This is a genomic window from Paracoccus sp. (in: a-proteobacteria) (genome assembly GCF_046289755.1).
Classification (GTDB): Bacteria; Pseudomonadota; Alphaproteobacteria; order Rhodobacterales; family Rhodobacteraceae; genus Paracoccus.
Window position 1 is genome coordinate 1 of record NZ_JBKBVD010000049.1, and the last position, 19,967, is coordinate 19,967.

At 67.6% G+C, this 19,967-nt stretch carries 21 protein-coding genes; 9 read left to right on the forward strand and 12 right to left on the reverse strand.

The features are described from left to right. Window positions 1–329: 329 nt before the first annotated feature. The gene (locus tag ACK41U_RS15585) at window positions 330–2,927 is read right to left on the reverse strand and encodes an ATP-binding protein (protein WP_409681925.1); all 2,598 of its coding nucleotides are present in this window, start codon (window positions 2,925–2,927) and stop codon (window positions 330–332) included. 73 nt (window positions 2,928–3,000) lie between these two features. Further along, complete coding sequence (locus ACK41U_RS15590) at window positions 3,001–3,501, reverse strand: molybdopterin-dependent oxidoreductase (RefSeq protein ID WP_409681928.1); 501 nt, start codon at window positions 3,499–3,501, stop codon at window positions 3,001–3,003. A gap of 236 nt (window positions 3,502–3,737) precedes the next feature. Between ACK41U_RS15590 and ACK41U_RS15595 the strand changes: the two genes are divergently transcribed. Further along, window positions 3,738–4,349, forward strand: coding sequence for a response regulator transcription factor (locus ACK41U_RS15595; protein ID WP_409681930.1), 612 nt, complete (start codon window positions 3,738–3,740; stop codon window positions 4,347–4,349). 110 nt (window positions 4,350–4,459) lie between these two features. Here ACK41U_RS15595 and ACK41U_RS15600 read toward each other — a convergent pair whose 3' ends face one another. From ACK41U_RS15600 to ACK41U_RS15625, 6 genes are all read right to left on the reverse strand, one after another. Then, entirely contained in the window at window positions 4,460–5,632 is a 1,173-nt protein-coding gene (locus ACK41U_RS15600) for a PQQ-dependent sugar dehydrogenase (RefSeq protein WP_409681933.1), read from the reverse strand. Between the two features lie 141 nt (window positions 5,633–5,773). Then, entirely contained in the window at window positions 5,774–6,931 is a 1,158-nt protein-coding gene (locus ACK41U_RS15605) for a saccharopine dehydrogenase family protein (RefSeq protein WP_409681936.1), read from the reverse strand. Window position 6,932: 1 nt separating this feature from the next. Further along, on the reverse strand, window positions 6,933–7,988 hold the full coding sequence (locus ACK41U_RS15610) for a saccharopine dehydrogenase (protein WP_409681939.1): 1,056 nt from the start codon (window positions 7,986–7,988) through the stop codon (window positions 6,933–6,935). Between the two features lie 108 nt (window positions 7,989–8,096). Further along, a complete protein-coding gene (locus ACK41U_RS15615) occupies window positions 8,097–8,747 on the reverse strand; it encodes a pseudouridine synthase (RefSeq protein ID WP_409681942.1) in 651 nt (216 codons plus the stop codon). Next, a complete protein-coding gene (locus tag ACK41U_RS15620; RefSeq protein WP_409681945.1) occupies window positions 8,744–9,370 on the reverse strand; it encodes a LysE family translocator in 627 nt (208 codons plus the stop codon). The genes ACK41U_RS15615 and ACK41U_RS15620 overlap by 4 nt, the downstream gene beginning before the upstream one ends. Window positions 9,371–9,388: 18 nt before the next feature. Then, window positions 9,389–9,841: a GAF domain-containing protein gene (locus ACK41U_RS15625; protein WP_409681948.1), complete on the reverse strand. Its 453-nt coding sequence runs from the start codon at window positions 9,839–9,841 to the stop codon at window positions 9,389–9,391. Window positions 9,842–10,049: 208 nt separating this feature from the next. Here ACK41U_RS15625 and ACK41U_RS15630 point away from each other — a divergent pair, with 208 nt between their 5' ends. Genes ACK41U_RS15630 through ACK41U_RS15660 form a run of 7 tightly spaced genes read left to right on the forward strand, consistent with a single transcriptional unit; the run spans window position 10,050 to window position 15,618 of the window. Continuing rightward, window positions 10,050–11,420: an ATP-binding protein gene (locus ACK41U_RS15630; RefSeq protein WP_409681951.1), complete on the forward strand. Its 1,371-nt coding sequence runs from the start codon at window positions 10,050–10,052 to the stop codon at window positions 11,418–11,420. Between the two features lie 13 nt (window positions 11,421–11,433). Next, entirely contained in the window at window positions 11,434–12,057 is a 624-nt protein-coding gene (locus tag ACK41U_RS15635; protein ID WP_409681954.1) for a response regulator, read from the forward strand. A gap of 30 nt (window positions 12,058–12,087) precedes the next feature. Next, window positions 12,088–12,588, forward strand: a complete 501-nt coding sequence (locus tag ACK41U_RS15640; RefSeq protein WP_409681957.1) for a DUF2478 domain-containing protein — start codon at window positions 12,088–12,090, stop codon at window positions 12,586–12,588. Continuing rightward, the gene (locus ACK41U_RS15645; RefSeq protein WP_409681960.1) at window positions 12,585–12,854 is read left to right on the forward strand and encodes a sulfurtransferase TusA family protein; all 270 of its coding nucleotides are present in this window, start codon (window positions 12,585–12,587) and stop codon (window positions 12,852–12,854) included. Before ACK41U_RS15640 ends, ACK41U_RS15645 begins: the two co-directional genes overlap by 4 nt. A 15-nt stretch (window positions 12,855–12,869) precedes the next feature. Continuing rightward, the gene (gene mbfA / locus ACK41U_RS15650) at window positions 12,870–13,844 is read left to right on the forward strand and encodes an iron exporter MbfA (protein WP_409682015.1); all 975 of its coding nucleotides are present in this window, start codon (window positions 12,870–12,872) and stop codon (window positions 13,842–13,844) included. A 30-nt stretch (window positions 13,845–13,874) separates the two neighbouring features. Then, on the forward strand, window positions 13,875–14,801 hold the full coding sequence (locus tag ACK41U_RS15655; protein ID WP_409681963.1) for an AEC family transporter: 927 nt from the start codon (window positions 13,875–13,877) through the stop codon (window positions 14,799–14,801). Between the two features lie 22 nt (window positions 14,802–14,823). Continuing rightward, a complete protein-coding gene (locus ACK41U_RS15660; RefSeq protein WP_409681966.1) occupies window positions 14,824–15,618 on the forward strand; it encodes a crotonase/enoyl-CoA hydratase family protein in 795 nt (264 codons plus the stop codon). Window positions 15,619–15,711: 93 nt separating this feature from the next. Here ACK41U_RS15660 and ACK41U_RS15665 read toward each other — a convergent pair whose 3' ends face one another. The 3 genes from ACK41U_RS15665 to dapD are packed head-to-tail and all read right to left on the reverse strand — an operon-like array spanning window position 15,712 to window position 17,642. Next, window positions 15,712–16,305 carry an exopolysaccharide biosynthesis protein gene (locus ACK41U_RS15665; protein WP_409681969.1) on the reverse strand — a complete coding sequence of 198 codons (594 nt, stop codon included), beginning with the start codon at window positions 16,303–16,305 and terminating at the stop codon, window positions 15,712–15,714. A gap of 57 nt (window positions 16,306–16,362) precedes the next feature. Continuing rightward, window positions 16,363–16,818 carry a YaiI/YqxD family protein gene (locus ACK41U_RS15670; RefSeq protein ID WP_409681972.1) on the reverse strand — a complete coding sequence of 152 codons (456 nt, stop codon included), beginning with the start codon at window positions 16,816–16,818 and terminating at the stop codon, window positions 16,363–16,365. After that, window positions 16,818–17,642, reverse strand: coding sequence for a 2,3,4,5-tetrahydropyridine-2,6-dicarboxylate N-succinyltransferase (gene dapD / locus ACK41U_RS15675; RefSeq protein WP_409681975.1), 825 nt, complete (start codon window positions 17,640–17,642; stop codon window positions 16,818–16,820). Before dapD ends, ACK41U_RS15670 begins: the two co-directional genes overlap by 1 nt. Window positions 17,643–17,777: 135 nt before the next feature. On the opposite strand from dapD, the gene ACK41U_RS15680 reads away from it, so the two are divergent. Next, entirely contained in the window at window positions 17,778–18,602 is an 825-nt protein-coding gene (locus ACK41U_RS15680; RefSeq protein ID WP_409681978.1) for an LOG family protein, read from the forward strand. A gap of 108 nt (window positions 18,603–18,710) precedes the next feature. Here ACK41U_RS15680 and rlmN read toward each other — a convergent pair whose 3' ends face one another. Continuing rightward, window positions 18,711–19,898: a 23S rRNA (adenine(2503)-C(2))-methyltransferase RlmN gene (gene rlmN, locus ACK41U_RS15685; RefSeq protein ID WP_409681981.1), complete on the reverse strand. Its 1,188-nt coding sequence runs from the start codon at window positions 19,896–19,898 to the stop codon at window positions 18,711–18,713. Window positions 19,899–19,967: the final 69 nt, after the last annotated feature.

A 19,967-nucleotide genomic window follows, 5' to 3' on the forward strand; every position in this document is an offset into this window, starting at 1 on the left:
GAAATGGCCTTCGCCAAGCTGAAAGCTCTCCTGCGCAAAGCCACGGCCCGAACCTACGATGACCTCTGGAAAGCAGTCGGGGCCGTCTGCGACCTCTTCTCCGAAGACGAATGCCTCAACTGCTTCATCGCCGCAGGATACAAACCCGAATGAACGCGACACGCTCTAGTATTTTATATTCAGCAACTTATGAGTGATTCGTTTTGCTGAAACTTGAAATCGGCACTCTTATGCTTCACTGACACTTGTCCGCCTTTCACCGGAATCGCTTCGCCGCTGAACAGCATGCTCCCACCGCTGGCAGGCGCAGCAGAGCGTTGCCTGTCAGGTCATGCGCCCCATGCAGAGGGGTCAGGCATCAGCGACCGCAATGCCTCGACCTGACGCCGCCGCCGGTCGGAATCCGCGCGCAGGAATGTTGCGCGCCGGACCTCAGCCTCCAGCGAAACAAGGTCGCGATGCATCTGCGAGAAGCCGATCAGCGCCGCCGAACCCGCCAGCCTGTGGGCCAGAGCAGCCAGCGCCGCCTGTCCATCAGTCTGCTCGGCCAGAGCGGCCAGCCGGGCCAGCCCCTCGTCCAGTTCCGCCAGAATTCCCCGCAGGACGCTCTTGGCACGCTCGGCGCCGAGGGATTCCGCCAGTCGCACCTGCGCCGTGAAAATATGGGGATCGACTACCGCCTCCTGCAGCTCTGTCACAATGACGGCGTCGCCCGGTCCCGGGTTCGCTGCGGCGGCGGTAAAGCCAGCCGGGTCCCGGTGGGGCAGGCCGGTCAGCACCTCGTCAAGTTGCCGGAATGACAGGGGCTTGATCAGCGTGCCGGTCATGCCAGCCTGCCGGAAATGGGCAAGATCCTCGGGCAGGGCATGGGCCGTCAATGCGACGACCGGCGTATCCGCATTTGGCCCCTGCCTGCGGATCTCGCGCGTGGCGCTGATGCCGTCCATGCGGGGCATGCTGATATCCATCAGGATCAGGTCGAAGGGCTGGTTCTGGGCCAGCCGCACGCCCTCATCCCCGTCTTCGGCCTCGGTCACGCAACAGCCCCGCTTTTTCAGCATTTCGCCGACGACCATGCGGTTGGTTGCGTTATCCTCGACCACCAGCACGTTGCGCGCCATCGGCAGGTCGGGCAGAGGGCCGATCTTAGAACCTGACGACCCTGCGGCCACAGCTGCCGCCGCATCATCAGGTTCGGGGCAAGCGGCAGGCAGGCACAGCCTGACCCGGAATGTCGACCCCTGCCCCGGCGTGCTGTCGACCGAGATCTTGCCGCCCATCAGCACGACCAGACGGCGCACGATGCCCAGCCCCAGCCCCGTGCCCTGAGCGCTGCGGTTATAGGCCGAGTCAAGCGTGACGAATTCTTCAAAGATGCGACCCAGATCGCCGGCGGGAATCCCGATCCCCGTGTCGATCACGCGGAACTCGATGCTTCCGTCGGAAAAGCTGCGGTCGATCTCGACGGCGACGCGCCCGTTCTGCGTGAATTTGATCGCGTTGCCGACCAGATTCATCAGCACCTGAGTCAGTCGCGCCGGATCGCCCATCACCGGCCCCCGCTGATCGCCCAGCACGGTCATCGCCAGCAGATTGCCCCGCTTGTCTGCGGCACCTTTCAGCGTGTCCAGCACATCCGAGGCGAGACCACAGGGGGTAAACGGCTCATATGCCAGCGTGATATTGCCAGAATCGGCGCGCGAAATGTCCAGCACGTTGTTCACATGGGTCAGCAGCATGTGACCCGACTGTTCCATCACCTCGACATAGCGGCGCTGCGTGTCGTCCAGCGCGGTCCCCTTGAGCAGGTCCAGCGTCCCCAGCACCCCGTTCAGGGGCGTGCGCATCTCGTGGCTCATCACCGCCAGCATCTGAGCCTTGGCGCGCTTTCCGGCCAGCGCCCGGTCGCGGGCTTCGATCAGTTCGGCCTTTTCGGCCACGCGGCGCGAAATATCGCGCATGAAGGCCACAATGACCGGACCTTCGGGGCTTTCGGCACCCGAGATCGAAAACTCGATCGGAAACAGTTCGCCCGACCGGCGCCGGGCCGAGGACTGGATCACCTCGATCCGCACGGGCATATAGGGCCGCTCTTGCACGCGCCGCAGCAACTGGCCCATCCGGTGCCGCTTGTCGTGCGGCACAATCAGATCAAAGATATCGCTGCCGATCGCCTCGTCCGCGGAATAGCCATACATGCGGCTGGCGGCCTCGTTGAAGTCGCGGACCCGCCCGTCCGGCCCGGCCACGACAATCGCGTCGATCGACGTACTGATGACAGCCTCCAGCCGGCTGCGGGTGGCGGCATTGCGTTCCGCCTGCCCGGCCGAAATGCGCGACAGGATCGCCAGCGCGACCACCGCCAGAACCAACCCGAAAAACAGCAGCGCCGCAATCGTGCCCAGATCCGAGAGGCCCTGCGCCAGTTGCCTGCGCCGCTCGTCGGATTTGGCCGCAAACACGCGCACCCCCTCAAGCGAGCCTTGTCGCAGCACGGACCGCAGCGTTCCCGTGGCGGCCACCAATTCGGGCAGAGCCGCAACCAGCGCCTCGTCCGGCCCGTCGATCAGCGGCGCCGTCCAGCGAAGATAGTGCTGCGCGCTGGAAATGGCCTCCAACCCGACCGGGGTGGCGCGGAGGTCGACATAGACCTCCGCCTCGGCCAGCGTTCTGACCCGCGAATAAAAGACGTCATAGCGCTGGCGCAACCCGGCAAGATTGTCCGGCCGTTCGTCGGGCACAGACATTGCGGCACTGGCCATCTCTGACTGCATGGCCAGAATCTCGACTTCGGCCTGCGCCAGCGACCATTGCACGCTGTCGGTATTGGCGGTTGCCAGTTCGTCGATCTGGCGCCGCGCATCACCGCTGATTTGCCAGATGACAACCGCGCACAAAATGACCGCCAGAAAGAACCCCGCCAGCACCAGAAAGAATGTGTTGCGAACGCTCGCTGGTCCCGCGCCTGCCCGCGGCGCGGGTCCGGGTGGCCGGGCCGCGTCATCGTGACTGCCTGATCCGATCAAGCTGCCAGATACTTCGGGTATAGACCACTTCGCTTTGGAAGTCAGATCTTGCGTCATACGGATAAACCAGCCATAGCGGCCCCTTGTCGCGCACGGTCATGGGCTGCCCGTTTAAATGATAAGCGATAACAGGCCCATAGCCATCTGAATCCCGTCTTGCCTCGGCCACGGGAATTTCGACAGCATAGTCGTTTATCGCAATTGCCACGATCGTTCCCTCGTCGATCCCGGCATCGGCAAGCAAAGCGTCCAGTGCGACGCCAGTAAAATGCTGCGTCCCCTGCGTCCAGACCGTTGTTGTCGTTACCTCGACCGGGCCAAGCGCCTCAAGCGCGGCGATGTCGTAACTTGCGACCCCCTCCTGGGTTTCAACCACCAGCAATGCCTGACCGGCCCCGCCTGTGGCCGGGAAACACAGTGCAGTCATGACCGCAAGACTGCGGCAGCATGGCAGATGGTACAGGTCGCGACGCATAGATAGTCCGGATGACGGGCCCAAGGATGCACGATTGCACAGATCGCATCCCTTCACACCATATGAATATACATTGGAGTTTAAATGTTTATATGAAGAAAAGTCGAGGTCTTCTATACTTTAGTCGCCCGTCACTTGGTAAATTCTGGCATACATACACGCTGACGGCGAATGTCCGCCGATCAGAAGGGTTGCCATGAAAATACGGCGAATGTCTGCCGATCAGAAGGGTCGCCATGAAAATCCTGCTGGCTGACGATCACGATCTTATCCGCGAAACCATAGCTATGTTCCTGACAAGTCAAGGGCTTGGTCCCGTCGTTCAGGCAGGCTCGGCCCATGAGGCCGAAAGGTTGCTGAGGCGGTCTGTCGACAACGCTTTTGACATCGTTCTGCTGGACTATGACATGCCGGGGATGGATGGCCTTGCCGGACTGGGCCGGGTGATCGAGATGGTCGATCGCTGTCCGGTCGCGATCCTGTCGGGTATTGCACCGCCTGCTGTCGCGCATGCGGCCATTCAGGCCGGGGCGCGCGGCTTTCTGCCCAAGACCATGACAGCACAGGCCCTTGCGGCGGCCATCACACAGATCACGCAAGGCAAGATCATCCTGCCACAGGGCAACGCCGAGCAACCTGCAAGCTCGCTGTTCCCGCCCCTGACCTCACGCGAGGCCGAGGTGCTGGCGGGGCTTTACAGCGGCAAATCAAACAAGGAAATGGCCCGAGAGCTGGATCTGCAAGAGGTCACGATCAAGCTGCATGTCAGAACCCTGTGCCGAAAGCTGGGCGCAAGCAACCGCACGCAGGCCGCGATGATCGCACGCGATCTGCACAGGCCCGCCTGACGCCGGGGTCCGCCCGCGGGCAAGAACAGCAATGGCCCGCCACCAGACTGGCAGCGGGCCATCAATGATCCTGATGACCTTTGGTCAGCCAAGGCCGCCGTCACCCGGGTTCACATCTCCCGCGCGACACGGATCAGCGCGCCATTCTCGTGATCGGTGATCAGCATCAGCGCACCATCAGCGGCCACCTCGACCTCGCGGACGCGGCCGATGCCCTCCAGATAGCGGGCCTCGCCGGTCACCCGGTCGCCGTCGATGGTCAGCCGGATCAGATCCTGGCTCTGCAGGCCGCCGATCAGCGCATCGCCCTGCCAGTCGGCGAACATCTCGCCCTCATAAAAGGCCATGCCGCTGAGTGCGGGCGACGGGTCCCAGTAATAGACGGGCTGTTCGGTGCCCTCCTGTTCGGTCAGCCCCTCACCCATCTCGTCGCCCGAGTAGTCGACGCCGTAGGTCACAACGGGCCAGCCATAGTTGGCGCCCTGCCTGATCAGGTTCAGCTCGTCCCCGCCTTTGGGGCCGTGTTCGTTGAACCAGATATTGCCGTTCGGATCGACGGCGCCGCCCTGAATGTTGCGGTGACCCATCGACCAGATCTCGGGCAGCGCGCCCTCGATCCCTGCGCCTGCCGGGCTGCCATCGACCGCGTTGATGCGGATGACCTTGCCAAGCGTCGATTGCGGGTCCTGCGCATATTCGCGCGGCTCGGGGTCCGAGCGTTCCCCCAGCCCGACGACCAGATGGCCCTCGCCGTCAAAGACGATGCGGGCGCCGAAATGCTTGGTCGATTCCCATGCCGGTTGCTGCTGCCAGATTCGGGTGACGTCCTCAAGCGTGGTGCCGTCCCCGGACAGAACGCCGGTGGCGAGGGCGGTGGCGTTCTTGCCCTCGTCGCGCGGCTCGGCATAGGTCCACCAGACGCGGCGCGTCTCGGCAAAGTCGGCGGCGACGGCCACGTCATGCAGGCCGCCCTGATCACGGGCGTCCACTTCGGGCAGGCCGCCGATCGGGTCAGACAGCGCGCCCTCGGGCGAGACGATGCGCATCCGGCCCGGACGTTCGGTGACAATCCAGCTTCCGTCGGGCAATCCGGCCAATCCCCACGGATGTTCCAGCCCGTCCACAATCGTGGTCCGGGTCAGGGCGAGGTCGTCCCCGATCACCGGGGCACGGGTCTGACCTTCAAAGGCGGGGGTCTGATCGAAGGCCGCCCCGTGCGGGGGGGCGCTGTTGACGTCCTGCGCGAAAGCGGCGGTCGCCAGAATGCCGGTCGCAGCGGCCAAGGCAAGGACGCTGATGGCAAGGCTGGTCATCTTGGGGCGCGCGATCCGCGACATGGTGATCCTCCGGTCGTTTCTTCGGGTTTTGTTACCGACCGAACCGTCGAAGGCGGCAGCCGTTCCGCGGCTGCCGCGCGCAGGCGATCACGTTCCTGTCAGGCCATCCTGTGCCAGATGATCGACCAGCGCCATGTGCTGGGCCTGCCCCGCGACCTGTTCCAGCCAGTCAGAGACCAGCGCGGGATCATGCGGCGCGGCATGCACCCCCGGCCCGATCTGCCCCGCCATCACCGCCCTGACCGCCATCGCCACCGGCTGCGAGACCAGCCGCGCCATGGCGCTGCCCCGGCCATCACCCTGCGCATCCAGCACCCATTCCCGGTGCCAGACGGTGCGGCCGCCGCGCTCGGCCTTCAGCGCGACGAACAGCACCACACGGTCAGGCTCGTCCGCGCCATAGGCGTTGTCGCGCCAGAACGCCTCGGCCATCCCGCGCAGCCGGTCCTCGCCCGCCTCGCCGGTCAGCGTCTCGATCTCGGCGAAGACGGGGGCCCATGCCTCGGCCCAGCCCTCCAGCCGGATCGTGCCGCGCACGAAGTCCTGCACGTCCCAGTCCGGGGCAAAGCCGTATTGCTGCACAAAGGGCAGGCTGTCGCGGTTGGGATAGGTCTCGAACGTCTCGGGCCTGGGCAGCGGCGCCTGATAGGGCGCAATCGCGTGCCAGGGCCGCGCCACATCGCGGACGGCGCCGCCACCGAGCGACCGCGAGGGCGAGCGCAGCGCCCGCAGCACACCCAGAGGCGACCAGCTGAATTTGTAGCGGAACGGGTTGGGCCGCGCCGGAACGCCACCACAATACGAGGTAAAGCGCACCACATCGCCGGGCTGCGCGACCTGACGGTAGCCGTTGACCAGATCATGCGCCATCAGATGGTCGATGCCGGGATCAAGCCCCACCTCATTGACCAGCGCCACGCCTGCCGCGCGGGCATCCCCGTCCAGCGCCGCCATCTCGGGGGCGATATAGGACGAGCTGACGAAATGCACGCCCTTGCCGATCGCCATCCGCGCCAGCGCCACATGCTGATCGGCGGGCAGCATCGAGACGATGACATCCCCCGCCACCACCGCCCGCTCCAGCGCATCCGGCGTATAGGCGCGGATCTCGGCGCCGGTCCGGCCCAGCTCGGCGCGGGCCTTTTCGACGGTGCGGTTCCAGACGACGACGGGTACGCCGCCCTCGATCAGGCCGCGCAGGCCGGGGATCGCGCTGAGGCCGGTACCGACCCAATGGATTGTCATGTCAGACCTCGTTTGCATGGTGGTGGAACAGCGCCGCGGCGCGCGCCCAGACCGGATTGCCGGGATCGGCCAGCCCCGCCAGCACGGGCAGCAGCTGGGCGGCATAATCCTCGCTGCTTTCGCGGGGCAGCATCGAGGGCAGGTTGTCGATGGCCATCACATCCAGCGGCGGGTTTTCGGCCACGCGCAGGGCGGGCGCGTCCCATGTGGTCGTGCGGTCATAGACCTTGATCGGGGAAAAATCGCTGGTCGGATCGCAGGCGACATCGCCGATCACGGTCAGCGCACGGGCCGGGCCTTTGGCCTCGGCGGGCACAAAGACCGGGGCGCCGGGATGCGCCAGGATCGCATTGACGAAAATGTCGTGCATCAGCACTTCGGGGAAGGGGCCGCCATGCGCGGTCTCGGCCATGTCCCAGGCGGTGACGGGCACGCCCATTTCGGTCAGCAGATCGCTGGCACCCCGGCCGACGCGGCCTTTGGCGCCGATCACGATGGCGCGGGGCCGCGGCAGCCCGGTCGCATCCATCTGCGCGCGCAGGTCATCGGTCAGCGCCGCGCGGTCGGGACAGGCCGCGACGGGGCCGCAGATGCCGCCCTGCGCCTGCGCGACCCAGCATTTCAGCGACACCGCCGCCCCCGCAAAGCCCGCCCAATAGCCAAAGGCCGCCAGACGGCGCCCGTCCTCATCGGTCAGATATTCCAGATCCAGCAGCACGCCGCCGCCCTCGGCAAAGCGGCGCAGCAAGACCTGACCGGCGGGCTGGCCCTTGAAGGCATGCCCGAACATGATGTGGCGGTGGCGCAGGGGGGTGCCATCCTCGGGCAGTTCCTTGAGGCCAAAGATGATCGCGTCGTCGGGGGCGGTGGGCCAGCTTCCTTCGGGCGCAATCGTGGCACCTGCGTCGGCATAACCGGCAGTGGCTATGATGCGGCGCGGGCTGTCCTCGACCGTGACGGCAAAGCCCTGCGCCCGCAGGTGGCGCACGCCCTCCGGAGTGATGCCCACGCGATCCTCGTTCGGCCTGCTCTCGGCCCTGACCCACAGATGCGTCATCCTGATCCCCTCTCCGGCTGGTGATGCGCCAGCTTTAGGTCAGCCCCGCCCGACCCACAAGAACCGCGCCCTGCATCACGGCGCAGCCGCCAGCCCCCCGGACCGGCGCTAGAACGGCGCCGGCACCGAAAAGCTGACCGGCTCGCCGCTGTCGGGATGGCGCAGGCGCAGGGTCTCGGCATGCAGCATCAGCCGCGGATGCGCCCCCGCCTCGCCGCTGGCATAAAGCGGATCGCCCAGGATCGGATGCCCCTGCGCGGCCATGTGAACCCGCAACTGATGGCTGCGCCCGGTCACCGGCATCAGCCGCACGCGGGTCTCGGCATCACTGGCGCGGATCACCCGCCAGTCGGTCTGGGCCGCGCGCCCCTCGACGTGATCGACCTTCTGGCGCGGACGGTTGGGCCAGTCCACGATCAGCGGCAGATCGACCCGGCCGGTCTTTGGCTCCAGCCGCCCGGCGAGGCGGGCGATATAGACCTTCTTCACCTGCCGGGCCTCGAACTGCCTTCCCAGATGGCGCTGCGCATGCGGCGTCAGCGCAAAGACCATCACCCCCGACGTGTCCAGATCCAGCCGGTGCACCAGCAGCACGGTCGGAAAGGCGCCCCGTAGCCGCGCGATCAGGCAATCGGCGCGATCCTCGCCCCGCCCCGGCACCGACAACAGACCCGCCTGCTTGTCCACGACCAGAATCTCGTGATCGGCATGCAGCACCACGGGCGTATCCGGCGGCGGCGCATAGACGAACCCGCTCATTTCACGACAAGGCGCAGGGCCAGGCCCGCGAACATGACGGCCGCGATCTTGTTGACCAGCCCCAGCCGCCTGCCGAGGACCTGCCCCGCGACACCGCCGACAATGCCATAGCCCATCGTGACCAGCGTGCCGGTGAAGGCAAAGACCAGCCCCAGCCCCAGGATCTGCTGCCAGACCGGGCCCCATGCGGGGTTGGTGAATTGCGGCAGAAAGGCCAGCATGAACAGCACCGGCTTGGGGTTCAGCGCATTGGACAGAAAGCCGCGCCGGATGATGTTCCAGACCCTGACGCTGCCCCGCGCCGAAGGGTCGATCTCCCCCGCCCGCCAGCTTTTCCACGCCAGCCACAGCAGATAGGCGGCGCCTGCATATTTGATCGCCCGCAACGCCTCGGGATGGGCCGCGACCATGGCGCCCAGCCCGACGGTGGCCAGCGCGATATGCATCAGCACGCCAAGCCCCACGCCGAACCCCGCCCATGCCCCGGCGCGCGGCCCGCCCTGAATGCCGCAGGCGCTGGCAAAGAACACATCCTGTCCCGGCGCAAAATTCAGCACCAGCCCGCCCAGCACAAAGGTCAGCAATTGCGCGGTGGGGATATTGGCCAGCGTGTCCCAGATCATCACATGTCCTCAGAAGGGTTACAGATGGCCGAAACTCTCGGCCAGAATCGCCGCCAAAGCCGCACCGTCGCGCGCATGAAAGGCATCCACCCGGTCGCTGTCGATATCCAGCACCCCGATCAGCCGCCCCTGCGCGCCGAACACCGGCAGCACGATCTCGGACCGCGTGCTGCTGGAACAGGCGATATGGCCCTCAAACGCCGCGACATCCGGCACGATCTGCACCTGACCCGTGCGCGCCGCAGCCCCGCAGACCCCGCGCGAGAACGGAATGACCAGACAGCCATGCCCGCCCTGATAGGGCCCGATCTTCAGCAGCTCCGGCGCCACCACCCGGTAGAACCCGGTCCAGTCGAACCGCGCGTCGGAATGATGCAGCTCGCAGGCCACCGTCGCCATCAGCGCGACCTCATCGGTCTCGCCCGCACACAGCGCCCGGATCCGGGCGGCAATCTCGTCATAATCGCTCATCCGCCCTCTCTACGCCCGCCCGCCGCGACAGAAAAGCCCGCCCCTTTGCCTTGGGCAAAATATCCCGGGCCCTTTGCCTTGGGCAAAATTTCCCGCCCCTTTGCCTTGGGCAAAATATCCTGGGGGAGTCCCGGCACGGGACGGGGGCAGCGCCCCCTGACCGCGCGCGGCCCTTGCCCCACCCGCGCAGGCGCGCCACTCTGCGCCCATGAGCCGCCTTTCGCTGACCACCCGCATCCTCGGCCTGATCCTCGCCGTGCAGCTGGCCCTGACCGGGGTGCTGGTCGTGGGCAGCCTTGACCGGCTGCGCGCCGACATCGCCGCCGAGACGCGGATGGCGGCGGCCACGGCGCGCGATCTGGTGCTGGCCACGATCGGCACGATGCAGGGCGCGGTGCCTGCCGACCGGCTGATGGCGCTGCTGCCGGAACGGCTGACCGAGCCGCGCCACGCCCGCATCGGCGTGCTGGATTCGCGCGATGGCACCCTGCGCCAGCCCCCCGGCCCGGCCGATCCCGACCAGACGGCGCCGCTGCGTTTTGCCCGCCTGGTGGCGCCCGACCTTCAGGAAACCCGCCTGCCGGTGGTGATCGACGGGCGCCCGCGCGGCTATGTGCTGATCACCGCCGATCCGGCGGACCTCATCGCCCGCGCCTGGCGCGACATCACCACGCTGCTGGCTCTGGCGCTGCTGGCCGCCGGGGCGCAGGCGGCGCTGATCGCGCTGGCGCTGCGCCGCGCGCTGCGCCCGGTGGCGGTGATCAGCGCGCGGCTGGCCGATCTGACGCGCGGCGATCTGGACGCCCGCATCGGGCCGCTGTCCGAACCCGATCTGGCGCCGCTGGCCCGCCATGCCGACCATCTGGCCGAGACGCTGGAGCGCGCCCGCACCGACCGCCAGCGCCTGCAGCATCAGATCGTCGCCCGCTCGGATGCCGAACGCAAGGCCATCGCCCGCGACCTGCATGACGAGATGGGCCCCTGCCTCTTTGCCCTGCGGGTCGAGGCCGACGGGCTGCGCGCAGCCCCCGATCCCGCCACCGCGCAATCTGCCGCGCAGATCGCCGCCATCGCGGATGAGATCACGCGCATCAACCGCGCGCTTCTGGGCGATCTGCGCCCCATGGCGATCGGGCAGTTGCCGCTGGCCACGGTGCTGTCCGACTACGTCGATGACCTCGCCCGCCGCTTTCCCGACACGCGCTTTGCCCTCGATGTCGCCGCAGGCCTGCCCGAACCCGACGAGGCGACGGCGCTGACCCTCTTCCGCATCCTGCAGGAGGGCAGCACCAATGCCCTGCGCCATGCGGGCGCGGATCAGATTGACGCCCGGATCTGGACCGACCCGGCGCATTACCGCATCCGCCTGTCCGATAACGGGCGCGGCATCGCCCCTGGCCTGCGCGAAGGCACCGGACTGACCGGCATGCGCGAACGGGTGACGCTGATCGGCGGCGATCTGCGGTTGTCATCGACGCCGGGCGGCACCACAGTAGAGGCCCATCTGCCCCGCCACCTGCCCCGCCTGCCCCTTGCGGCTGGCCCGGTCTGGCGCCCCCCGGAACCTGACCCGCCATGAAACCTGACCTGCCATGAAACGCGCCCTTGTCATCGACGACCACCCGATCACCCATCTGGGCGCCAGCCGCCTGCTGCGCGATCTGGGCTATGAGACGGTCGGTCAGGCCATGTCGGGCCCCGAGGCTCTGGCCCTGCTGGACCGCGAGCCGGCCCCCGATCTGATCGTGCTGGACATCAATCTGGCGGGCGCGAACGGGCTGGATCTGATCGCCGAGCTGCGCGCGGCGGCCCCCGACGCGCGGGTGCTGGTGTTTTCCATGAACGACCAGACCGGATTTGCCGCCCGCGCCCTGCAGGCGGGCGCGCAGGGTTTTCTGTCCAAGAACGCGCCGCCCTCGGAATTCCGCGATGCCGTGCGCATGCTGGAGACGGGTGAATTCTATCTGGAGGCCCGGCAGGCGATGGCGCTGGCCACCCTGCGCGCCGGTGCAGCCGCCGATCCCCTGTCGGCGCTGAGCGAACGTGAACGGCAGGTGCTGGCGCTGATCGGGCGCGGCCACAGCCTTCAGGCCATCGCGGATGATCTGGGGGTCAGCTACAAGACGGCGGCGAACAGCTCATCGGCGCTCAAGCGCAAGCTGGGTGTTGACGGCATCAACGGGCTGATGAAATTCGCACTGGACAGTGGGCTTTAGGGCGGCAGGCATGAGGGCGGCGGACACAGGATGCTGGCATGGTTCGGGCTGGACGATGAGGCGCCGGGCGCGGCGGACCGGATGATCGCGGCGCTGGCGGCCGATCTGGGCGCGGCAGGCTGGCGGCTGGCCGGTGCGGTGCAGCGCAATCTGGACCGCGGCGCCGGTTGCGCCTGCGAGATGGAGCTGGAGGTTCTGGGCTGCGACGGCCCGCCGGTCCGCATCTCGCAATCGCTGGGGTCGGGATCTTCGGGCTGTCGGCTGGACAGCGGCGCGCTGGAACTGGCCGCCGGGCGCGTGGCGGCGCGGCTGGAGGGCGCCCAACTGCTGATCCTGCCCAAATTCGGGCGGCAAGAGGCGGCGGGCGCGGGCTTCCGGCAGGTGATCGGCGCGGCGCTGCTGGCCGGGGTGCCCACGGTGCTGCATGTGCCCCGCCAGCAGCGGGCGGCCTTCGCCGGATTCGCGGGCGATCTGGCGCAGAGGCTGGCGCCGGGGGATCTGCGGCACTGGTGCGCGGGGCTGCGGCCATGACCGGGGTCGTCGATGCGCGCGGTCTGCTGTGCCCGCTGCCGGTGCTGCGGCTGCGCAAGGCGTTGCAGGACGTCGTGCCCGGTCAGGCGCTGGTGCTGCTGACCAGCGATCCGATGGCCGTGGTCGATGTGCCGCATTTCTGCGGGCAGGCCGGGCATGCCATGCTGTCGGCGCGCGCAATCGAGGACGGCGCGCATGAATTCACCGTGGCAAGGGGGCTGTCTGCCCCCTCGGCCGCAAGCGGCCTCACCCCCGAGGATATTTGAGGACCGAAGATGACCATGCCCTTCCTGACCAACCGCAAGCGATTCCCCGATCTGTCCCAGCAGGAGGTGATGGCGCTGGCCATCGCCTCGGAAGAGGATGACGCCCGGATCTATCGCAACTGGGCGGCGTTTCTGCGGGCCGATTACCCGGCCTCGGCGGCCGTGTTCGAGGGGATGGCCGCGGAAGAGGACGGGCATCGCCGCGCCCTGCTGGATGCCTATCGGGCGCGCTGGGGGGAGGCCATGCCGGTGATCCGGCGCGAGCATGTTGCGGGCTATCCGGCCCGGCGCCCGGCCTGGATGATCCAGAACCTGTCGCTGGAGCGCATCCGTGCCGAGGCCGCCGGGATGGAGCGCGACGCCGCCGAATTCTACGCCCATGCGGCGCAGGTCAGTCAGGATGCGGGCATCCGCAAGCTGCTGGGCGATCTGGCCGCCGCCGAGCGCGGCCATGAGACCCGCGCCGATGAGCTGGCGCAGGCGCATCTGGACCCCGATGCCCGCGCCGCCGAGGATGCCGTGGCGCATCGCAATTTCGTGCTGACCTGGATCCAGCCGGGGCTGGCCGGGCTGATGGATGGCAGCGTCTCGACGCTGGCGCCGATTTTCGCGGTGGCTTTTGCCACGCAGGACCCGTGGACGACCTTTCAGGTCGGGCTGGCCGCCTCCCTCGGGGCCGGGATCAGCATGGGCTTTACCGAGGCAGCATCCGATGACGGGGTGGTCTCGGGACGCGGCTCGCCCCTCAAGCGCGGTCTGGCGACCGGGGTGATGACCACCGTGGGGGGGCTGGGCCATGCGCTGCCCTATCTGATCCCCGATTTCTGGACCGCCACCACCATCGCCATCATCGTCGTTTTCATCGAGCTGTGGGCGATCGCCTGGATTCAGAACCGCTGGATGCAGACGCCCTTCTGGCGGGCCACCTTGCAAGTGGTCGTGGGCGGTGGTTTGGTGCTGGCCGTGGGGATTTTGATCGGGTCCGGCTGAGCCGCCCGGCCAAGGGGGCCAAGGGGGCGCATGGCTGAGGTCTTTCTGCGGGTGCTGCCCTTTTTCGGGCTGATCGGGCTGGGCTGGCTGGCCGTGGTGGTGCGGCTGTTCCCGCCCGAGGCCGCAGGCTGGCTGACCCGCTTCGTGTTCTATTTCGCCCTCTCGGCCATGCTGTTCCGCTTTGCTGCGGGCCTCGATCTGGCGGCGATCTTCGATCTGCGCTTTGTGGCGGCCTATCTGGGCGGATCGGCGGCGGTCTGGGCGGTGGGCATGGCCGTGGCGCGGGCGCGCGGCCTGCCCCTGCCCGAGGCCGCGATGGAGGCGCAGTGCTGCATGATCGGCAATACCGGCTTTCTGGGTGTGCCGATGCTGGTCGCGCTGATGGGGCCGGTGGCAGTGGGGCCGCTGCTGATGGTGCTGACCATTGATCTGCTGGTCTTTTCCACGCTGGTCACGCTGATCATCCATGCCGCGCGGCAGGGGGGCGTGCGGCTGTCGGCGGTGCTGCCGGTGCTGCGCGGGATCGCGGCCAATCCGATGATCCTGTCGATGCTGGCGGGTCTGGGCTGGGCGCAGGCGGGCTGGCCCCTGCCGCGCCCGCTGGACGAGTTTCTGGCCCTGCTGGGGGCCGCCGCCACGCCGGGCGCGCTGTTTGCGATCGGCGCGGGGCTGGCCGGGCGGCGGCTGGTGCGGGTCGCGGCGGCGGGCTGGCTGGCCGGGGCCAAGCTGGTCCTGCATCCGCTGGCCGTGGGCGGGGCGGCCTGGGCGCTTGGTGTGCCGCCGGTGGCGGCGGGGGTGATGATCGCGGCCAGCGCCCTGCCGGTGGCAGGCAATGTCTATATGCTGGCCGAACATTTCGGGGTGGCGCAGCAGCGGGTCTCGGCGGCGATCCTGATCTCGACCGCCCTGTCGATCCTGACCATCCCGGTGGTGATGCTGCTGATCGGGCAGACGTGAAGGTAACGGAGGAGGACGGCGCATGCTGGACAGGCTGAAGCTGACGAATGTGGTGGTCGATGTCGATGCAGAGGGCATTGCGACCGTGACGCTGAACCGCCCGGCCAAGCGCAATGCGCTGGATCTGGCGACGATCGACGAGCTGGTCGACATCTTTGCAGCCCTGCCCCGGTCGGGCGTGCGGGCGGCGATCCTGACCGGGGCGGGGCCGCATTTCTGCGCCGGTCTGGATCTGGTGGAACATCACCGCGAGGATCGCTCGGCGGCCGAGTTCATGCAGGTCTGCCTGCGCTGGCACGAGGCCTTCACCAGGATGGAATATGGAGGCGTGCCGGTCATTGCCGTCTTGCAGGGTGCGGTGGTCGGCGGCGGGCTGGAGCTGGCCTCGGCGGCCCATATCCGGGTGGCGGGGCCGGACACCTATTTCGGCCTGCCCGAGGGGCAGCGGGGTCTGTTCACCGGCGGCGGCGCCACGATCCGGGTGGCCGGTCTGATCGGCAAGGCGCGGATGATCGACATGATGCTGACGGGGCGCCTGTATCGCGGGGCCGAGGCCGTCGCGGTGGGCCTGTGCCAGTATCTGGAGGAGGACCCGCTGGCCCGCGCGCAGCAGATCGCGCGGGCGGCGGCGGCGAACCCGCCCCTGTCGAATTTCGCCATCTGCTCGGCCATCAGCCATATGGGCAACATGAGCGCGCTGGACGCCGCCTATGCCGAATCGGCGGTGGCCGGGGTGGTCAACACCCAGGCCGCCGCGCGCGACCGGCTGGCGGCCTTCGCGGATGGAACCGGACCGCGGATCAAGCCCACTGCATAAGGGGCGCGCGCCGTGGTGCCGCAGGCGCCGGGGCGGCGGGCATGGGGGCCTCGATGGCCCGCAGGCCCGCATCCCTTCGGGTCGCACGGCCTGTCAGGCGGTCGCGCCGTTCACGAACAGCAGCACCGCCGCCGCCAGCCCGCCCACGGCACCGACCCCCAGCAACGTGAACAGCCCGTCCCGCGCCAGCATCCCGAAGGCCAGCAGGCAGACCACTGCCCCCAGGATCGACGAGGTGAACGGCACCAGCTCCAGAAACGGCATCATCAGCCCGCAGATCAGGCAGATCGCCTGCGTCAGCCACAGCACCGGCGGGCGCACCAGCAGCCTCAGCCGGGGGCGCGTGATCCGGTCCAGCCAGCGCGCCGGGCGCCGCATCCGCTGGGTCGCGCCGATCAGCCTGCCGCTGTCGATCCGCTTGGACAGCAGCCAGCCCGGCAGCCAGATCCGATGCCGCTGCGCCAGCATCTGGGCCGAAACCAGCGCGATCGTGATCCCGCAAAGCGACGAAAACAGCGGCACGCCCGACAGCGGCGAGACCACGGCCAGCGCCGGGATCATCAGATTGGGCAGAAAGCTGTCGCGCCCCAAAGCCTCGATCACCTGACCCAGCGAGGTGCGCGGCGCCTGTCGCGCGGCCAGCTGCACCTGCCCGATCAACCCCGTGATCGTCTCGTCCTGATCCATACCCGGCCACCGCCCTGCCACATGCTGCACCGCAGAACGCGTCCCGGCGCAATTGGTTCACCGCCCCCGCAGGGCCGCACCCAAAGCCCGGTCCAGCGCCTGCAGAAACCGCGCCCGGTCCGCCTTGCCGAATGCCGCACCGCTGCCCTGATGGAACGGATTCGAGGCGCGAATGTCCGCCATCAGATCGCGCGCGGCCAGACGCGGCCCGATATTGGCGGGGGTCAGATCCTCACCCGCATGGGTCACCACCCGCGCGCCCGCCTTGATGCAGCGATCCGCCAGCGGCAGATCGCCCGTCACCACCACATCGCCCGGCCCGCAATTTTCGGCGATCCAGATGTCAGCCACATCCGGCCCCTCGGGGACGATCTGCAACCGGACCAGCGGATGCGCCGGCACCCGCAGCCCGCCATTGCAGACCAGCACCATCGGCACGCCCAGCCTGACGGCAACCCGCTCGGCCTCGGCCTTGACGGGGCAGGCATCGGCGTCGATGAACAGCGTGGCCATCAGTCGCGCAGCAGCTCGTTCACCGAGGTTTTCGACCGGGTCTTCGCATCCACCCGCTTGACGATCACCGCGCAATAGAGGTTCACACCGTTCTTCGACGGCATCGAGCCCGCCACCACGACCGACCCCGCAGGCACCTCGCCATACATCACCTTGCCGCTGTCGCGATCAAGGATCTTGGTCGACTGCCCGATATAGACCCCCATCCCCAGAACCGAGCCTTCGCGCACGATACAGCCCTCGACCACCTCGGACCGCGCGCCGATGAAGCAGTCATCCTCGATGATCGTGGGGCCGGCCTGCAACGGCTCCAGCACGCCGCCGATGCCCACACCGCCCGACAGATGGACGTTGCGCCCGATCTGCGCGCAGGACCCGACCGTGGCCCAGGTATCGACCATCGTGCCCTCGCCCACATGCGCACCAAGGTTCACGAAAGACGGCATCAGAACCGCATTGCGGCCGATAAAGGCGCTGCGCCGCACGATCGCGCCCGGCACGGCGCGGAAACCGGCGCGGCGCCAGTCATCCGCGCTCCAGCCATGGAACTTCGACGGCACCTTGTCCCACCAGTTGGCGCCTTGCGGGCCGCCCGACATTTCCTCCATGTCGTTCAGCCGGAAGGACAGCAGCACCGCCTTCTTGGCCCATTGGTTCACATGCCAGTCATCGCCGCGCTTTTCGGCCACCCGCAGCGTGCCCTGATCCAGCGCGGTCAGCGTGGCATCGACGGCCTCGCGCGCCGCGCCGGTGGTGGCGGGGCTGATGGCATCGCGGCCCTCCCATGCGGTCTCGATGGCGGCTTCCAGTGCGGCATTGTTCATCTGCGGTCCCCCGGCGATTGCGTTGGGGCCGGAAATAAACCGCTTGGCCCCTCGATGCAATGGAACGGGCCGTCTGGCCAAACAGCCCCCAAGCCGCTAGGCCAAGGCCAACGCAGACCGCAGCAGCAGGACCACATGAGCGAAGACAGCCGCAAACATCCGTTCCGCGACAGCACCGACGATATCGAGGCCGCGCGCCACATCCCGGACACGCCCCAGACCCGCGCGCCCTCCTACCGGCTGGCCTTCGCGGATCACGATTTCCTGCTGCGCGACGAGCTGCGCCCGGTGCGGCTGCAGCTGGAACTGCTGAAACCGCAGATGGTCATGGACGAACACGGCATCGATTCGACCGTGGTGATGTTCGGCGGCGCCCGTGTGCCCGCCCCGCAACATGCAGCCCAGGCGCGCACCCCCGGACTGGGCGCGCTGGCGAAATATTACGAACAGGCGCGCCTCTTCGCGCAGCAGATGACCGCCCGCAGCCTCGCCCATGACGGGCGCGAATTCGTCATCTGCACCGGCGGCGGCCCCGGCGTGATGGAGGCCGGCAATCTGGGTGCCCACGAGGCCGGCGGCCAGTCCATCGGCCTCGGCATCGTGCTGGAACATGAGCAGGCGCCCAACCGCTATGTCACCCCGGACCTGTCCTTCAACTTCCACTATTTCGCGATCCGCAAGATGCACTTCCTGATGCGCGCCCGCGCGATCACGGTGTTTCCGGGCGGTTTCGGCACGCTGGACGAGTTGTTCGAGACGTTGACCCTGATCCAGACCCGCCGCATGGCCCGCATCCCGGTCATCCTGTTCGGCGCCGAATTCTGGCAAGAGGTGATCAACTGGGACGCGCTGGCCCGCGCCGGCACGATCAGCCCCGAGGATCTGGACCTGATCCACTATGCTGAAACCGCCGACGAGGCCGTGGCCATCATCGACGCCTGGCCCGCCCCCACCCCCTGAACGGACCCTTATCTTCTTCACGAAAATATCCTACGGGGGTCGCCGACTGGTGCGCCGCTGGTCCGAGGACCAGCCGGCGACGGGGTGTGAAACCCCCGCTCTGCCCTCTCAGCCCGCCGCCTCGGCCGCGATCTCCGCGCGCGACTTCCGCCCCCGCTCGGTCGCGGATTTCAGCTGCCCGCAGGCGGCCATGATATCCTCGCCGCGCGGGGTGCGGATCGGGCTGGCATAGCCCGCATTGTGGATGATGTCGGCGAATGCATGGATGCGGTTGTTGCTCGACCGCTTATAGGGCGCGCCGGGCCATTCATTGAACGGGATCAGGTTGATCTTGGCCGGAATCCCCCGGATCAGCTCGACCAGCCGATGCGCATCCGCATCGCTGTCATTCACCCCCGCCAGCATCACATATTCAAAGGTGATCCGCTCGCTGTTGGTCAGCCGCGGATAATCGCGCAGCGCGGCCAGCAACGTCTCGATATTCCAGCGCTTGTTGATCGGCACCAGCCGGTCGCGCACCTCGTCGGTCGTGGCATGAAAACTGACGGCCAGCAGACAGCCGATCTCCTGCGCGGTGCGCGCGATTTCGGGCACGACACCGCTGGTCGACAGGGTGATCCGCCTGCGCGACAGGCTCAGCCCCTCATTGTCCATCACCACCTTCATGGCATCACGGACATTCTCGAAATTATACAGCGGCTCGCCCATGCCCATCAGCACGACATTGCTGATCAGCCGCGTCTCGTCCTTGGGCGCGCCCTGCACCGGCCACTCGCCCAGATCGTCGCGCGCCAGCATCAGCTGCCCGACGATCTCACCGGCGGTCAGGTTCCGCACCAGCTTCTGCGTGCCGGTATGACAGAACGAACAGGTCAGCGTGCACCCCACCTGAGAGCTGACGCACAACGTCCCGCGCCCCTCTTCGGGAATATAGACCACCTCGACCTCATGGCCGCCCGCGATCCGCACCAGATATTTGCGCGTCCCGTCACCGCTGACCTGCCGGGTCACGACCTCGGGCAGCACAATCTCGAAATGCGCGGCCAGCAGGGCGCGATAGTCCTTGGCCAGATTGGTCATGGCCGCGAAATCGCGCACGCCCCAGTGATAGACCCACTGCCAGACCTGCCCCACCCGCATCTTCGCCTGCTTCTCGGGCGTGCCCGCCGCAATCAGCGCCGCGCGCAACTGATCCCGCGTCAGCCCCACGAGATTCGTGCGGCCCCCTTCGGGCAGCTTGCGCGGAATGGTCAGGACATCCTGCGTGATCGGCGCAGACGGGGTCTGATCGGTCATAAGATCACCGGCGGTTGGTCAGGGAAGGGCGAAAGACAGCCACATAAGCGAAAGCGGGCCCGGAATCAA

What these genes read in the sequence shown, in the direction of transcription:
- rlmN (WP_409681981.1), bottom strand. Translation starts at nt 19,898, where the DNA reads ATGACCGATCAGACCCCGTCTGCGCCGATCACGCAGGATGTCCTGACC.
- ACK41U_RS15620 (WP_409681945.1), bottom strand. Translation starts at nt 9,370, where the DNA reads ATGATCTGGGACACGCTGGCCAATATCCCCACCGCGCAATTGCTGACC.
- ACK41U_RS15615 (WP_409681942.1), bottom strand. Translation starts at nt 8,747, where the DNA reads ATGAGCGGGTTCGTCTATGCGCCGCCGCCGGATACGCCCGTGGTGCTG.
- ACK41U_RS15660 (WP_409681966.1), top strand. Translation starts at nt 14,824, where the DNA reads ATGCTGGACAGGCTGAAGCTGACGAATGTGGTGGTCGATGTCGATGCA.
- ACK41U_RS15630 (WP_409681951.1), top strand. Translation starts at nt 10,050, where the DNA reads ATGAGCCGCCTTTCGCTGACCACCCGCATCCTCGGCCTGATCCTCGCC.
- ACK41U_RS15665 (WP_409681969.1), bottom strand. Translation starts at nt 16,305, where the DNA reads ATGGATCAGGACGAGACGATCACGGGGTTGATCGGGCAGGTGCAGCTG.
- ACK41U_RS15655 (WP_409681963.1), top strand. Translation starts at nt 13,875, where the DNA reads ATGGCTGAGGTCTTTCTGCGGGTGCTGCCCTTTTTCGGGCTGATCGGG.
- ACK41U_RS15605 (WP_409681936.1), bottom strand. Translation starts at nt 6,931, where the DNA reads ATGACAATCCATTGGGTCGGTACCGGCCTCAGCGCGATCCCCGGCCTG.
- ACK41U_RS15680 (WP_409681978.1), top strand. Translation starts at nt 17,778, where the DNA reads ATGAGCGAAGACAGCCGCAAACATCCGTTCCGCGACAGCACCGACGAT.
- ACK41U_RS15635 (WP_409681954.1), top strand. Translation starts at nt 11,434, where the DNA reads ATGAAACGCGCCCTTGTCATCGACGACCACCCGATCACCCATCTGGGC.
- ACK41U_RS15625 (WP_409681948.1), bottom strand. Translation starts at nt 9,841, where the DNA reads ATGAGCGATTATGACGAGATTGCCGCCCGGATCCGGGCGCTGTGTGCG.
- ACK41U_RS15590 (WP_409681928.1), bottom strand. Translation starts at nt 3,501, where the DNA reads ATGCGTCGCGACCTGTACCATCTGCCATGCTGCCGCAGTCTTGCGGTC.
- ACK41U_RS15595 (WP_409681930.1), top strand. Translation starts at nt 3,738, where the DNA reads ATGAAAATCCTGCTGGCTGACGATCACGATCTTATCCGCGAAACCATA.
- dapD (WP_409681975.1), bottom strand. Translation starts at nt 17,642, where the DNA reads ATGAACAATGCCGCACTGGAAGCCGCCATCGAGACCGCATGGGAGGGC.
- ACK41U_RS15610 (WP_409681939.1), bottom strand. Translation starts at nt 7,988, where the DNA reads ATGACGCATCTGTGGGTCAGGGCCGAGAGCAGGCCGAACGAGGATCGC.
- mbfA (WP_409682015.1), top strand. Translation starts at nt 12,870, where the DNA reads ATGCCCTTCCTGACCAACCGCAAGCGATTCCCCGATCTGTCCCAGCAG.
- ACK41U_RS15670 (WP_409681972.1), bottom strand. Translation starts at nt 16,818, where the DNA reads ATGGCCACGCTGTTCATCGACGCCGATGCCTGCCCCGTCAAGGCCGAG.
- ACK41U_RS15640 (WP_409681957.1), top strand. Translation starts at nt 12,088, where the DNA reads ATGCTGGCATGGTTCGGGCTGGACGATGAGGCGCCGGGCGCGGCGGAC.
- ACK41U_RS15645 (WP_409681960.1), top strand. Translation starts at nt 12,585, where the DNA reads ATGACCGGGGTCGTCGATGCGCGCGGTCTGCTGTGCCCGCTGCCGGTG.